The organism is Ancylobacter sp. (assembly GCF_965249975.1).
Lineage (GTDB): Bacteria > Pseudomonadota > Alphaproteobacteria > Rhizobiales > Xanthobacteraceae > Ancylobacter.
In genome coordinates this window covers 719,860-734,220 of record NZ_CBDFNE010000018.1, presented here as the reverse complement: position 1 = coordinate 734,220, position 14,361 = coordinate 719,860, and the positions used below count along the sequence as shown (strand labels likewise).

At 68.7% G+C, this 14,361-nt stretch carries 14 protein-coding genes; 9 read left to right on the top strand and 5 right to left on the bottom strand.

Going from position 1 to position 14,361, the window contains the following annotated elements; all coding sequences use genetic code 11:
- Positions 1 to 214: 214 nt before the first annotated feature.
- The 5 genes from cysG to ACP2AH_RS16320 form a co-directional block, all read right to left on the bottom strand.
- The gene (cysG, locus tag ACP2AH_RS16340) at positions 215 to 1,729 is read right to left on the bottom strand and encodes a siroheme synthase CysG (RefSeq protein WP_425106763.1); all 1,515 of its coding nucleotides are present in this window, start codon (positions 1,727 to 1,729) and stop codon (positions 215 to 217) included.
- Between the two features lie 88 nt (positions 1,730 to 1,817).
- The gene (locus ACP2AH_RS16335) at positions 1,818 to 2,315 is read right to left on the bottom strand and encodes a TIGR00645 family protein (RefSeq protein WP_425106762.1); all 498 of its coding nucleotides are present in this window, start codon (positions 2,313 to 2,315) and stop codon (positions 1,818 to 1,820) included.
- A gap of 255 nt (positions 2,316 to 2,570) precedes the next feature.
- Positions 2,571 to 3,296, bottom strand: coding sequence for a hypothetical protein (locus ACP2AH_RS16330; RefSeq protein ID WP_425106761.1), 726 nt, complete (start codon positions 3,294 to 3,296; stop codon positions 2,571 to 2,573).
- A gap of 164 nt (positions 3,297 to 3,460) precedes the next feature.
- Positions 3,461 to 4,114 (bottom strand): peptide-methionine (S)-S-oxide reductase MsrA, encoded by a 654-nt coding sequence (gene msrA, locus ACP2AH_RS16325; RefSeq protein WP_425106760.1) that lies wholly within the window; start codon positions 4,112 to 4,114, stop codon positions 3,461 to 3,463.
- Between the two features lie 93 nt (positions 4,115 to 4,207).
- Positions 4,208 to 4,507 (bottom strand): hypothetical protein, encoded by a 300-nt coding sequence (locus ACP2AH_RS16320; protein WP_244379209.1) that lies wholly within the window; start codon positions 4,505 to 4,507, stop codon positions 4,208 to 4,210.
- A 465-nt stretch (positions 4,508 to 4,972) separates the two neighbouring features.
- On the opposite strand from ACP2AH_RS16320, the gene ccoN reads away from it, so the two are divergent.
- From ccoN to ACP2AH_RS16275, 9 genes are all read left to right on the top strand, one after another.
- Positions 4,973 to 6,607 (top strand): cytochrome-c oxidase, cbb3-type subunit I, encoded by a 1,635-nt coding sequence (gene ccoN / locus ACP2AH_RS16315; protein WP_425107053.1) that lies wholly within the window; start codon positions 4,973 to 4,975, stop codon positions 6,605 to 6,607.
- Positions 6,608 to 6,619: 12 nt separating this feature from the next.
- A complete protein-coding gene (gene ccoO / locus ACP2AH_RS16310; protein ID WP_425106759.1) occupies positions 6,620 to 7,375 on the top strand; it encodes a cytochrome-c oxidase, cbb3-type subunit II in 756 nt (251 codons plus the stop codon).
- A 10-nt stretch (positions 7,376 to 7,385) separates the two neighbouring features.
- Entirely contained in the window at positions 7,386 to 7,541 is a 156-nt protein-coding gene (locus tag ACP2AH_RS16305) for a cbb3-type cytochrome c oxidase subunit 3 (RefSeq protein ID WP_244379205.1), read from the top strand.
- 2 nt (positions 7,542 to 7,543) lie between these two features.
- Complete coding sequence (gene ccoP / locus ACP2AH_RS16300; protein WP_425106758.1) at positions 7,544 to 8,428, top strand: cytochrome-c oxidase, cbb3-type subunit III; 885 nt, start codon at positions 7,544 to 7,546, stop codon at positions 8,426 to 8,428.
- 159 nt (positions 8,429 to 8,587) lie between these two features.
- Positions 8,588 to 10,057, top strand: coding sequence for a cytochrome c oxidase accessory protein CcoG (gene ccoG / locus ACP2AH_RS16295; protein WP_425106757.1), 1,470 nt, complete (start codon positions 8,588 to 8,590; stop codon positions 10,055 to 10,057).
- 20 nt (positions 10,058 to 10,077) lie between these two features.
- Positions 10,078 to 10,575 carry a FixH family protein gene (locus tag ACP2AH_RS16290; protein ID WP_425106756.1) on the top strand — a complete coding sequence of 166 codons (498 nt, stop codon included), beginning with the start codon at positions 10,078 to 10,080 and terminating at the stop codon, positions 10,573 to 10,575.
- A 116-nt stretch (positions 10,576 to 10,691) separates the two neighbouring features.
- On the top strand, positions 10,692 to 12,950 hold the full coding sequence (locus ACP2AH_RS16285) for a heavy metal translocating P-type ATPase (protein WP_425106755.1): 2,259 nt from the start codon (positions 10,692 to 10,694) through the stop codon (positions 12,948 to 12,950).
- Complete coding sequence (gene ccoS, locus ACP2AH_RS16280; RefSeq protein WP_425106754.1) at positions 12,947 to 13,147, top strand: cbb3-type cytochrome oxidase assembly protein CcoS; 201 nt, start codon at positions 12,947 to 12,949, stop codon at positions 13,145 to 13,147. Before ACP2AH_RS16285 ends, ccoS begins: the two co-directional genes overlap by 4 nt.
- On the top strand, positions 13,144 to 14,295 hold the full coding sequence (locus ACP2AH_RS16275; protein ID WP_425106753.1) for an MFS transporter: 1,152 nt from the start codon (positions 13,144 to 13,146) through the stop codon (positions 14,293 to 14,295). Before ccoS ends, ACP2AH_RS16275 begins: the two co-directional genes overlap by 4 nt.
- Positions 14,296 to 14,361 lie beyond the last annotated feature (66 nt).

Below are 14,361 nucleotides of genomic sequence, written 5' to 3'. Positions count from 1 at the left end.
GCAGCCCGGGCCTCGAAGGACGCAGACGGCCACTTGTCCCGCGCCCCACTCAAGACAGGGGTCCCCGGGTCAAGCCCGGGGATGAGGGAGGGATAGTCCCGTCATCCCGGCCGAGCGGAGCGAGAGCCGGGATCGCTCGTCCTTCGGGTGACGATCCCGGATCGGCCTTTGGCCGTCCGGGATGACGGCGATGGAGAGCGCCGGGAACGGGGTGTCAGCCCTGCGCGGCGTGGGCCTTTTCCGCCTCTTCGGCGACCTCGCGCGGCAGGGCGAACGCTGACGCCTCCCCAATCGCGTGGCCGAACAGGACGAGGCACGGGCCGGTGGCGCCATCCGCCACCGCCGCTTCCAGCGCCGCCTGCAGCGTGGCGACGGTGGCGGGGATTTGCCGTTCTTCCGGCCGTGTGGCGGAGAACAGCGCGATGGCCGGCGTCGCCGGATCGAGGCCCGCCGCTATCGCCTTGCCCGCCAGTTCGCCCCAGGTGCGCTGGGGCATGTAGACCACCGTGGTGGCGGCGGGATCGGCCAGCGCCTGCCAGTCGAGATCGCGCGGCAGCTTGCCGTCGCGCGCATGCGCGGTGACGAATTGCAGCCGGCGCGCATGGTCGCGATGGGTGAGCGAGGTGGTAAGCCGGCTCGCCGCTCCCTGCGCCGCAGTGATGCCGGGCACGACTTCCACCGGCAGGCCGGCATTGCGCGCGGCGGTGATCTCCTCGCCGGCGCGGCCGAACACCATGGGGTCGCCGCCCTTTAGCCGCACCACCCGCTTGCCCTGCTTGGCCAGCGAGACCATCAGCGCGTTGATGTCGTCCTGCTTGCAGGAGGCCTTGTAGCCGGTCTTGCCGACCAGCATCTTGCGGGCCTCGCGGCGGGCGACATCGAGCACCGCCGGGGCGACGAGATCGTCATACAGCACCACATCGGCGGATTGCAGCACGCGCACCGCCTTCAGGGTGAGCAGTTCCGGGTCGCCCGGGCCGGCGCCGACCAGCGCGACGGAACCCTGGGGCGTGTCGCTGCGCTCGACCTCGGCACGGCCGAGCAGGCTCTCGCGCAAGGCCTCCGTCGGTTCGGCTTCCGGCGTCTCCAGCGCGGCGCGGGTGAAGCGCTCCCAGAAGCCGCGGCGGCCCTGATAGGACAGCGCGAGGGCGGACACCGCCGGGCGCCAGCTGCGCGCCGCTTCCGCCCAGCGCTTGAAGCCCTGCGGGATCACCGCCTCGATCTTGGCCCGCACCGCCTGCCCGAACACCGGCGCGGCGCCGTCGGTGGAAATGCCGACCACCAGCGGCGAGCGGTTGACGATGGCGCCGAAGGCGAAATCGCAGAAGGCGGGCTTGTCCACCACATTGACCGGCACGCCGGCGTGCCGCGCGGCCTCAGCGAAACGCGCGCACTCCTCGTCCTCCTCGATCGCGCCGATGGCGAGCGCCGCGCCGTCAAGATCGGCCGGGGTCCAGTCGCGGGCGATGAGCAGCAGCGGGCCGTCGGGCGGGGCGGCGGCGAGTTCGACAAGATCCTCGCAGAAGGCGGGGGCGATCACCTCCACCCGCGCCCCGGCGGCGGAGAGCAGCTCCGCCTTCCACGCCGCCGCCTCCGAGCCGCCGGCCAGCACGACGCGGCGTCCGGCCAGGGCGAAGAACACCGGCAGACGGGCGAGCGGGTCCATGCGCCCGGAAGCGCGGCGGGCCCGGCGCTCGCCGGGCGGGGTGGGGGAGGCGGAATCGGTCATCGCGGCGGTCGTCCGAGAAGGGGTAGCGGACTTATCACACAAAATTCCCGTCGATTGAAGTCAATGGACGGGATTTTTGCGGAAAATGTCAGTGCGCCTTTTCCGACAGCTTGTCGGTCCAGGCCAGCACCACGCCCGACAGCACGAACACCACATGGATGATGACGAGCCACATCAGCTGCTTCTCGTCGACGCCGCGGTCGAGATTCATGAAGGCTTTCAGCAGCGCGATGGCGGAAATCGCGACGATGGAAGCGAGCAGCTTCTGCTTGAGGCCGGCGAAATCGACCTTGGTCATCCATTCCGGCCAGTCGGAATGGCCGGACGCGTCGATCTTGGAGACGAAATTCTCATAGCCGGAGAAGATGACGATGATGACCAGCGAGCCGGTGAAGGTGAGGTCGATCAGCGCCAGGATGCCGAGAATGGTGTCGGCTTCGTCGAACTCATTGGCGTGGGTGACGAAATGCAGGAGTTCGACGCCGAACTTGTACAGCAGCACCGCAAGCGCGATCACCAGCCCGAGATAGAACGGCGCCATGATCCAGCGGCTGACGAAGATGAAGCGTTCGATGACCTTTTCCATGCGTCCGTCGCCTTGAGCTGACCCCGCCTCTCGCGGGTGCGAGAGGGGTGCCACGACGCGGCGACGGCGGCAATAGGCTCAATGAAGGGGGCGCGAGGGGGGCGCGCGGGGCGTCGCGCACCCCTCGCTGGGCGACGGCGTGCTAGAGCACGTTCCAATCTGTTTGCATCGCAATCAGATTGGAAAAACGTTCTCTATCAATAATCGAGAGACTGATTCACCGATCAGCTTGATTCAAGCTGATCGGATCAGGCTCTAGTTCGCCGTCACTTTCTGATAGGTGTTCTTCAGCTCGTCCTGAATGACGATGGCGGTGCCCTTGGCGTCGAGCAGCAGGTCCTGCTGCGGCGTGCGGGTGCTGTAGCTCCAGCCCGCCGGCGGCTTCAGCCGGCTGCCGAGGCCGGCGAGGTCGGCATAGCTGAGCGTCGGGTCGACGATCTGGGCGTAGGACTGCATCACATAAACCGCGCCGTTCGGGGCGGTGAGCTGGAACACCGGCTTGCCGGCGTCAAAGCGATAGGTGGTCTCGCGGTCGATGGTCTGCTCGGTATAGCTTGGCCCCATCGCCTGATGGAGCGACAGCGACACTTCCGCCCGCTTGGCCATGACGATGCCGCCCACGGTGATGACCTCGCCGGTCTTGGTGCTGCCGGTGGCGGTGATGCCGTCCATAATGAAATGGCGCGGGCCGTTCATGACCACGGCGAGCGTGTCGAACTCCCGGAGCAGGTCGCGCCGGGTCAGCGCGTCCCATTTGTCGGCGGGGCAGTCATCGAAGCCGAGCGTGTTGAACACCGAGGCCTTGAGGCCATCAATGGTGAGATGCACCGCCACCAGCTCGCAATAGCGCGCGTCGCGCAGCACCGCCGGCAGCTTCGGCATGACATCCGGCGTCGGCTGCTGCGCCAGCGCCGCCGTTGCGCACAGCGGCAGCAGGGCGAGAAGAGCGGAGCGGGTGAGCGTGGGGAGCCGGGCGAACATGGGCAGCATCCTCGGTCGGGGCAGGTGGCGGGAAGCTACCCCCACACCGGCGCCGGGCGGAAGACGCGCCCGGCGATGCGACCAAGAATAGACAGGCACATAGAGAGGTACATGCCGCCGACGGGCGGCGAGGCGCGGCGGAAACCCCGCCGCGCCGGGTGTCGTCAGGCGGTGACGCCGGTGCCGATGGGGCAGGAGACGCCGGTGCCGCCGAGCCCGCAATAGCCGTTCGGGTTCTTGGCGAGGTATTGCTGGTGGTAGTCCTCGGCGAAGTAGAACACCGGGGCGTCGACGATCTCGGTGGTGATATCAGGGAAGCCCTTGGCCTTCAGCGCCGGCTCATAGGCCGCCTTGCTCACCTCGGCCTCCGCCCGCTGCTGGGCTGAGGTGACATAGATGCCGGAACGGTAGGTGGTGCCGACATCATTGCCCTGCCGCATGCCCTGGGTCGGGTCGTGGCTCTCCCAGAACAGCTTGAGCAGCTGCGCGTAGCTGACCTTCGCGGGGTCGAACACGACCAGCACCGCCTCGGCATGGCCGGTGAGCCCGGTGCAGGTCTCCTCATAGGTCGGGTTCGGGGTGATGCCGTTGATGTAGCCGACGGCGGTCACATAGACGCCTGGCGTCTGCCAGAATTTGCGCTCCGCGCCCCAGAAGCAGCCCAGCCCGAAAATCGCGGTCTCGAAACCCTCGGGATAGGGGCCCTTCAGCTTGTGGCCGTTGACGAAATGGGTCTCGGCGGTGGGCAGCGGGCGGGCGCGGCCGGGCAGCGCCTGCGCGGGGGTCGGCAGGTCGATACTCTTCTTGAAGAAGAACATGGGGCAAATCCCTTGCTGGAATGGCGCCAATATGGGGATTGCGCCCGCTTTGCGCGAGGGCGGAGCCGGGCCGCGCTGTTCACGCGCGCGGCATCACGCCGCCGGGCGGCGGCCGATCAAGAGCAGCAGCGCGCCGATGACGCCGAGCACGAGAAACAGCGGGGCGCCGAGCACCGGCACGACGAGATAATCCCACACCGTGGCGGAGAGGGTGCGGGTGACGAAGGCCTGGAAGCGGGTCAGCGAGTCCGGTCCCACGGCGAGCCAGGTGACGCCAAGCGGGGTGGTGACGATCTCCGCCGAGGCGATGGAGCGCACGCCGTCCAGCACCAGCGCCACGAAGGCCCCGGCCAGAACCCACAGGCCGACGAAGCGGAAGAGAAAGCGGATCATGAAATTGCCGAGCCTCCTGACCGTGCCGCGTGAGCCGGGCGCACCGTCTTAGACGCCATCACGGAATGGCCGCAAGGGCGCAGGTCAGGTGAGGGGCGCCCTCCGCCCCTCCTCCCGGACGGCCGCCGGCCAATCCGGGACCGTTTCCCGAGGGGAGAGCGATCCCGGCTCTCCGCTCCGCTCCGGCCGGGATGACGGGGGCGCGGTCCGGCTCCGCCGGGCGGGGGCGTGGCAAAACCCTGTGCGCGCGGCATTGCGCCGCCGGTCTCGCGCGTCCGTGAAGACCCTTAGCCTTGATGTGGATCAAGGTTGTCGCTCGCCCGCGGCGCGAAAGCTCCCTCCACATCATGGAGTCGTTCCAGATCGGCCGATCGGAACGTGGAGGGTCGAATGACGCAGCTACAAAGCTCCGCTGGACGCGGCTCGGGTGCCACCGAGCCGGGCGTCGATCAGAGCGGAAAGAAGATGACCTTCGGCGAGGGCGGCCTCGCCTTCGTCTTCGCGGTCCTGGCGCTGTCCTGCATCACCGTCGCGGCAAAGACGCACGATGCCGCCTATGCCTTCCACGCCTATCTCTCGGCCTTCGCCAGTCTGGCGGCGGTGTTCGTCATCCTCAACCGTTATGTGGACCGCCCGGCGGCCCTGCCGGCGCGCGAGATCGACGGCAAGCCGAACTACAACTTCGCCCCGGTGAAGTTCGCCACCGTGGCGGCGATGTTCTGGGGCATCGCCGGCTTCCTGGTCGGCGTCATCATCGCCTTCCAGCTCGCCTTCCCCGCGCTGAACTTCGACCTGCCCTGGACCGCCTTCGGCCGGCTGCGCCCGCTGCACACCTCGGCGGTGATCTTCGCCTTTGGCGGCAACGTGCTCATCGCCACCTCGTTCTATGTGGTGCAGCGCACCTCGCGCGCCCGCCTCGTCGGCTATCTCGCGCCGTGGTTCGTGGTGCTGGGCTATAATTTCTTCATCGTCATCGCCGGCACGGGCTATCTGCTGGGCATCACCCAGGGCAAGGAATATGCCGAGCCGGAATGGTACGCCGATCTGTGGCTGACCGTGGTGTGGGTGACCTATCTGCTCGTGTTCCTCGCCACGCTGTGGCGCCGCAAGGAACCGCACATCTACGTCGCCAACTGGTTCTACCTCGCCTTCATCGTCACCATCGCGATGCTGCATCTCGGCAATAATGCCAGCATCCCGGTCTCGGTGTTCTCGCCCAAATCCTACATCGTCTGGGCGGGCGTGCAGGATGCGATGGTGCAGTGGTGGTACGGCCATAACGCGGTCGGCTTCTTCCTGACCGCCGGCTTCCTCGCCATCATGTACTACTTCATCCCCAAGCGGGCCGACCGGCCGGTCTATTCCTACCGGCTGTCGATCATCCACTTCTGGGCGCTGATCTTCATCTATATCTGGGCCGGCCCGCACCATCTGCACTACACCGCGCTGCCGGACTGGGCGCAGACGCTGGGCATGACCTTCTCCATCATCCTGTGGATGCCCTCCTGGGGCGGCATGATCAACGGCCTGATGACGCTCTCGGGCGCCTGGGACAAGCTGCGCACCGACCCGGTGCTGCGTCTCATGGTGGTGTCGGTCGCCTTCTACGGCATGGCCACCTTCGAGGGTCCGATGATGTCGGTGAAGGCGGTGAACTCGCTTTCCCACTACACCGACTGGACCATCGGCCATGTGCATGCCGGCGCGCTCGGCTGGGTCGCCTACATCTCCTTTGGCGCCATCTACTGCCTGGTGCCGTGGCTGTGGCATAAGCGCGAGCTGTATTCCCTGCGTCTCGTGAACTGGCACTTCTGGATCTCGACCATCGGCATCGTCTTCTACATCTCGGCGATGTGGGTGTCGGGCATCCTGCAGGGGCTGATGTGGCGCGCCTACACCTCGCTCGGCTTCCTCGAATACTCGTTCATCGAGACCGTCGAGGCGATGCACCCCTTCTACATCATCCGCGCCGTCGGCGGGGTGCTGTTCCTGGTCGGTGCGCTGATCATGGCGTTCAACGTCTTCATGACGATCCGCCAGCCGGATCTGGCGGAAGCCGACACCGGCGTCCCCAACCCGTCCCTCGTGCCGGCCGAGTGAGGAAGCAAGATCATGGCTGAAGCCGTCGCTCCGAAGAAATCCCTCTGGGCCAAGCACGCCTTTCTCGAGAAGAACTCGATCTGGCTGCTGATCGGCATCCTGCTCGTGGTCGCCATTGGCGGCCTCGTGGAGATCGTGCCGCTGTTCTACCTCAAGAGCACCATCGAGAAGGTTTCCGGCGTGCGTCCCTGGACGCCGCTGGAACTCGCGGGCCGCAACATCTATGTCCGCGAGGGCTGCTACAACTGCCACTCGCAGATGATCCGCCCGCTGCGCGACGAGGTGGAACGCTACGGCCACTACTCGCTGGCGGCCGAGAGCATGTATGACCGCCCGTTCCAGTGGGGCTCCAAGCGCACCGGGCCGGACCTCGCCCGCGTCGGCAACAAATATTCCGACGAATGGCAGCGTCAGCACCTCGCCGATCCGCGCTCGGTGGTGCCGGGCTCGATCATGCCCGGCTACCCCTTCCTGGCGCAGACCCCGCTCAAGACCTACGAGATCGCCGACGACATGAAGGTCAATGGCGTGCTCGGCGTGCCCTATTCCGAGACGATGATCGCCGAGGCACTGGCGGACCTGCGGGCGCAGGCCAACCCGGATGCCGATGCCGACGGGCTGAAGGAACGCTATCCCGGCGCGCAGCAGCGCGACTTCGACGGCAATCCCAAGATGTTGTCGGAAGCGGATGCGCTGATCGCCTATCTCCAGGCGCTCGGCACCATGGTCGACTTCAAGCTTTACGACGACAAGGCAAACATCCGCTGAGGAGGCTGGGATGAACGAGACCTATCGCGCCCTCGCCGAATTCGCTCAGACCTGGGGGCTTCTCTACTTCGTCGGCATCTTCCTCTGCGTGCTCGCCTATGCGCTCTCGCCGCGGCGCAAGGCGCAGTTCGAGGACGCTGCCCGCATGCCGCTGCGCGAGGATTGATCATGGCCGAGCATCACAAGAACGAAGTCGACGCCGTCACCGGCGTCTCGACGACCGGCCACGAGTGGGACGGCATTCGCGAACTGAACAACCCGCTGCCGCGCTGGTGGCTGTGGACCTTCTATGCCTGCATCGTCTGGGCGGTGGTCTACTGGATCGCCTACCCGGCCTGGCCGCTCGTCTCCGGCTACACGTCCGGCGTGCTCGGCTGGAAGTCGCGCGAGGCGGTGCAGGTGCAGCTCGCGGACCTGCGGGCGCAGCGCGGCGCCTTCGCCGAGAAGCTGGAAGCCGCCTCGCTCGAACAGATCGAGGCCAATCCCGAGCTGCTGGCCTTCGCCCGCGCCCAGGGCCGGGCCGCTTTCGGCGACAATTGCGCCCCGTGCCATGGCTCGGGTGCCGCCGGCTCCAAGGGCTATCCGAACCTGAACGACGACGACTGGATGTGGGGCGGCTCGCTGGCGCAGATCCAGCAGACCATCCTGCACGGCATCCGCTCCACCGATGCCGACGCCCATGTCGGCGACATGCCGGCCTTCGGCCGCGACGGCATGCTGCAGCGCCCGGAAATCGTGGCGGTGGCGGATTATGTGCGCTCGCTCTCCAACCTGCCGGTGCCGCAGGGCGTGACGCCCGACCTCGCCAAGGGCAAGGAAGTGTTCGCGGCCAATTGCGCCGCCTGCCACGGCGCCGACGGCAAGGGCAATATCGAGCTTGGCGCGCCCAATCTCACCGACGGCATCTGGCTCTACGGTTCGGACCGCGACACCATCATCGCCACCCTGACCAATGGCCGCGCCGGCATCATGCCGGCCTGGGCGGGGCGTCTCGACCCGACCACCATCAAGGCCCTCACCGTCTATGTGCATGCGCTCGGTGGGGGAAAGTAGCGCGCGCACCCTGACGGGTTGAGGCCATGCGGCGGGGCGTCTCAGCGGCGTCCCGCCGCATAAGCATTTTTCCGCCCGGCAAGCCCCGGATCAACGCTCCCCGCCCGGCGGTCTAGAAAGCCTCCATGTAGGCGCACAGCGCACGCTTCGGGGACCGACATGAACATGGCGACCAAGGTGGAACGGCTCGAAGAGCCGGAATATGACGACGATGCCCCGCTTTACGAGGCCCGGCGCAAGATCTACCCCATCGCCGTCCACGGCACGTTCCGCAAGATCAAGTGGGCGCTGCTGATCGTCACCCTCGGCATCTATTATCTGCTGCCCTTCCTGCGCTGGGGCCGCGGGCCGAACGCCCCCTCGCAGGCGGTGCTGGTCGATCTCGCCAATGGCCGGTTCTATTTCTTCTTCATCGAGATCTGGCCGCAGGAAATCTACTACGTCACCGGTCTCTTGATCCTCGCCGCCCTCGTGCTGTTCCTGATGAACGCGGTGGCCGGCCGGCTATGGTGCGGCTATCTCTGCCCGCAGACCGTGTGGACCGACCTGTTCCAGGCCATTGAGCGCATGGTGGAAGGCGACCCGCGCGAGCGGCGCGAGAAGCTCAAGACCGCCTCGCGCGGCCGGCGCGCCTTCGAGGCGGCGTCCAAGCACACGCTGTGGCTGATGGTGGCGTGGTGGACCGGCGGCGCCTGGGTGCTGTATTTCGCCGACGCGCCGACGCTGGTGTGGCAGCTGTTCACCGGCACCGCGCCGATGGTGGCCTATCTCTGGATCGCCATTCTGACCTTCACCACCTATGTGCTCGCCGGGCATATGCGCGAGCAGGTGTGCACCTATATGTGCCCCTGGCCGCGCATCCAGGCCGCGCTCACCGACGAATACGCCTTCAACGTCACCTATCGCTATGATCGCGGCGAACCGCGCGGCTCGTTCAAGAAGAGCGAGGCGCTGCGCGCGGCGGGCGTGCCGGCGGGCGACTGCATCGACTGCAAGCAATGCGTCGCCGCCTGCCCGACGGGCGTTGATATCCGGCTCGGCAGCCAGCTCGCCTGCATCCAGTGCGGCCTGTGCATCGACGCCTGCGACACGGTCATGGGCAAGGTGGGCCGCCCCACCGGGCTGATCGCCTACGACACCGAGATGAATGTCGAACGCCGCATGAAGGGGCTGGCACCCGTTACCAAGGTGCTGCGCGCCCGCACGGTGCTCTATGCCGGGCTGATCGTCATCGTCGGCGGCATCATGGTGGCGACGCTGGCGATGCGCGGCTCGGAGGGCGTCTCCGTCATCCATGACCGCAACCCGCTGTTCGTGCGGCTCTCCGACGGCTCACTGCGCAATGCCTACACGCTGCGCATCGTCAACAAGCAGTCGCTGCCGCGCCGCTTCGCCATCGCGGTGGAGGGCGTGCCGGAGGCGCGGCTGGAAGTGGTGGGCGGCATTTCCGAGACCGAAAACGGCCATCCCGTGGTCGAGGTCGGGCCGGACCAGACCTATGAGCTGCGGGCGCTGATCTCCACCTCCGCCAAGCTGCCGGCCAATGCCTCGCTGCCGGTCACCTTCTCCGTCACCGACGTGATCGGCGGCGAGACCACGACCGCTCCCGACCATTTCAAGGGCCCCTGAGCCCCGACCGGAGAACCCGCATGGCCACGCTCATGACCGCGCGCGACGAACACAAGGTCCGGCCACTCACCGGCCGGACGGTGCTGATCTGCTTCATCGCCTTTTTCGGCGTGGTGTTCACCGCCAATTTCTTCCTGGTGCGGGCGGCGCTCACCACCTTTGGCGGGGTGGAGACGGAAAGCTCCTACAAGGCCGGGCTCGCCTTCAAGGCCGAGAGCGAGGCCGCCGCCGCGCAGGCCGCGCGCCACTGGCAGGTCGACGCCCATGTCGAGCCGGGCCGGCTCGATGTCGCCGCCCGCGACGCCGCCGGCCGCCCGCTCACCGATGTCGCGCTCAGCGCCACGCTGCGCCACCCCACCGACCGCCGCTTCGACGTGACGCTCGATCCCGTCACGGTCGGCGCCGGCCAGTGGCGGGCGAGCGACACCGTCACCGCCGGCCAGTGGGAACTCGTCATCGAACTCTCCCGCGATGGCGAGCGGCTGTTCCGCTCCACCAACCGCGTCGTCATCCGTTAGGTCGCTTCACTGTTTCGCGGAAACAGTGAAACGATCTCATTCTTTGTTTTGTCGCGTTTTCTTCACGCGAACCGGTATCCACTTCGCTCGAAAACGCTCCAGGCCAGAGGCATTCCATGGGCGCGCAGGCTCTTTCTCTCCCGGCGACCGCCTCTCTGCCCGCCACCCCGGCGGCGCAGGACTATTCGCTGTTCCTGCGCCGCGACCCGGCAGGGCAGGCGGAAATGGCCTTCGCGGTGGAGGGCATCGACTGCGCCGCCTGCATCGACGAGATCGAGGATGGCTGCGAGGCGCTGCCCGGAATCGCCCGGGCGCGCCTGAACTACACCACCCACCGCCTCACCATAGGCTGGGAGGCGAAGGCCGAGCCCGCCCCGGCGCGGGTGCTGGAGGCGCTGGCGAAAGCGGGCTACCGCGCCTATCCCTTCGAGGCCGACCGGCTGGAGGAGATCGACAACGCCACCTCGCGGCACCTGCTGCGCTGCCTCGGCGTCGCCGGCTTCGCGGCGATGAACATCATGCTGCTCTCAGTGTCGGTGTGGTCTGGCAATGTCACCGACATCACCCCCGAGACGCGCGATTTCTTCCATTGGCTCTCGGCGCTGATCGCGCTGCCCGCCGCCGCCTATGCCGGCCAGCCCTTCTTCCAGAGCGCGCTGCGGGCGTTGAGGGCGCGCTCGCTCAACATGGACGTGCCGATCACGCTCGGCGTGCTGCTGGCGCTCAGCGTCTCGGTGTTCGAGACGCTGCACCATGCCGAGCACGCCTATTTCGACTCGGCTGTCATGCTGCTGTTCTTCCTGCTGGCGGGCCGCTATCTCGACCACGCCATGCGCCGGCGCACGCGGGCGGAGGCCGGCAATCTCGCGGCGCTGAAGGCGGTGAGCGCCAACCGCATCGAGCCGGACGGGCGGCTCGTCACCGTGCCCGCCGCCGCGGTGAAGCCGGGCGACGAGGTGATGCTGCGGGCGGGCGAGCGCGCCCCCGTGGACGGCATCGTGCTGTCCGGTACGGCGGCGGTGGATGAGAGCCTCGTCACCGGCGAGACCCTGCCGCGCAGCCTCAGCGTCGGCGCCACGGTGCATGCCGGCAGCCTCATCCATGACGGCGTGCTGCGGCTGAAGACCGTCGCGGCCGGGGAAGACACGTTTCTCGACGAGATCGAGCGGCTGCTCGACAAGGCCTCGACCGCGCGCGGTCGCTATATCCGCCTCGCCGACCGCGCCGCCCGGCTCTACGCGCCGATGGTGCACACCACGGCGCTGCTGGCGCTGGTCGGCTGGCTGATCGCCGGCGCCTCGCTGCACCAGGCGGTGCTGATCGCGGTGGCGGTGCTCATCATCACCTGCCCCTGCGCGCTGGCGCTGGCCGTGCCGGCGGTGCAGGTGGTGGCGGCCGGCACGCTGATGCGGGCCGGCGTGCTGCTGCATTCCGGCGACACGTTCGAGCGCCTCGCCGAGATCGACACCGTCGCCTTCGACAAGACCGGCACGCTGACCCTGCCGGAGCCGAGCCTTGCCGACGCCGGTGATGTGCCGGCGCCGCTGCTCGCCGCGGCGGCGCGGCTGGCGCTGGCCAGCACTCACCCGCTGGCGCGGGCGATCGCCGCCGCGCATCCCGACGCACGGCCGCTCGACAATGTCCGCGAGGTGCCTGGCGCGGGGGTGGAGGCGGAGATCGACGGGGTGCCGGCGCGGCTCGGCAGCCCGGCCTTTTGCGGCTGCGAAAAGCTGGCGGCCGAACGCGCCGCCCTCGCGCCCGAGGCGTCGCTGGTCGCGGTGCGGCTGGGGGAGGCTTGCGCCGTGCTCGACATTCGCCAGGCGCTGCGCCGCGATGCCAGGGCGGTGATCGACGAATTGCGCGCCGCCGGGCTCAAGGTTGTGCTGCTCTCGGGCGACCGGCGCGCGGCGGTGGCGGCGGTGGCGGGCGAACTCGGCGTCACCGACTGGTGGGCGCAGATGCGGCCGGGCGACAAGATCGCCGTGCTGGAAAGCCTCGATGCCAAGGGGCATGGCGTGCTGATGGTGGGCGACGGCATCAATGACGCGCCCTCGCTCGCCAGCGCCCATGTCTCGCTCTCCCCGATCAGCGCCGCCGATGTGACGCGGGCGCAGGCGGACGCGGTGTTCCTCGGCGACCGGCTGGCGCCTGTCGTCCTCGCGCTGAAAGTGGCGCGGCGGGCCCGGCACCTGATGCGGCAGAATTTGATGATCGCGGTGATCTACAATCTCATCGCCGTACCGCTGGCGGTGGCCGGCTATGTGACGCCCCTGGTGGCGGCGCTCGCCATGTCGGGCTCGTCGGTCATCGTCACGCTGAACGCGCTGCGCGCGCGGCAGGGCGGCTTTGCGGCCGGGGAAAAGGAGGCGGCATGAGCGTGCTTCTCTATCTGGTACCGGCGGCGCTGAGCCTCGGCCTGCTCGGGCTGGTGGCCTTCCTCTGGTCGCTGCGCAGCGGCCAGTATGACGATATTGATGGCGCGGCGGTGCGCGTGCTGTCCGATGACGATCTGCGCGAGACCGCGCCTGTGCGCCCCGACCGCAACGCGCTGACCGGCGAGCCGCGGGCATGAGCGCGAGCGAGTATTTCGACGCCGAGGCGGAAGCCGCCCGCGCCGGTCGGCTCGGCTGCGCCTGCCCGGAAGACGCGCCGCGCGCGCTGCGCCGCTCGCTCGGCATCGGGCGGCTGGCCGGCGGCTTCGCCCTCGTGGTGCTGGCGCAGGCGCTGACGCTGGGCGCGCTGCCGCTCGCCGGGGCGATGCTGGCCCCGCGCCCGGAACTTGCCACCCTGCCGCTCGGCGCGCTGCTGCTCGGCGCGGCGCTGGCGAGCTTGCCCGCCAGCTTCCTGCTCGACACGTTCGGCCGGCGCGCCGCCTTCGCGCTCGGCGCCAGCCTCGGCGTCGCCGGCGGGCTGATGGCCGCCTATGCGATGGCGCTCGGCGCCTTCCCGATGCTGGTGCTGGGCGCCGCCTGGCTCGGCGCGGCGCAGGGCTTCGGCATGTTCTACCGCCATGCGGCGGCGTTCGGCGCGGCGACTGGGGCCCGGGCGGGCATGGTGGCGCGGCTCATCGGCGCCGGGGCGCTGGCCGGCCTCGCCGGGCCGCTGCTGGCGGGGGCGGCGGAAGCGGCGTTCGCGCCCTACACCTTCGCCGGCACGCTGCTGCTCGCCGCCGTGGCGCAGCTCGGCGCGCTGGCCTTCGCCGTGCTGCTGCCCGAGGCGCGCTTTTCCCATGCCGATCTCACGGTGGAGGCGTTGGCCGCGCCGCAGGAACGCCCCGCGCCACTGGCCTGGCGGGCGCTGGTGGCCCCGACGCTGATCGGCGCGCTGGCCTGGGGGGCGATGACCTCAGCCATGGCCGGCGCGCCGCTGTCGCTGGCCGGCTGCGGGGTCGGCGTGCCGCTGATCTCGGGAATCGTCGCCTGGCATGTGGTGGCGATGTACGCGCCGGCGCTGGCCGGCGGGGTGCTGGTGCGCCGGATCGGCGCGACGCCGCTGGCGCTGCTCGCCCTCGCGCTGTGCCTCGGCGCGACTGTGGCGGTGACGCAGGCGAGCGAGGCGGTGACGATCAGCCTGGCCTTTCTCACCGTGGGCGCCGGCTGGGCGCTGGCGAGCCTTGCCACCACGCTGATGCTGCATGGCGCCGGCACGCCCAACCGGCTGCAACTCGCCGCCCATGACGGCCTGCTGCTCGGCGCCGCGCTGCTCGGCGTGCTGATCTAGCCCTCACATCCCCCATCATCCCGGACAGCGCCGGCCGATCCGGAATCGCGAGCCGTAGAGCGGACG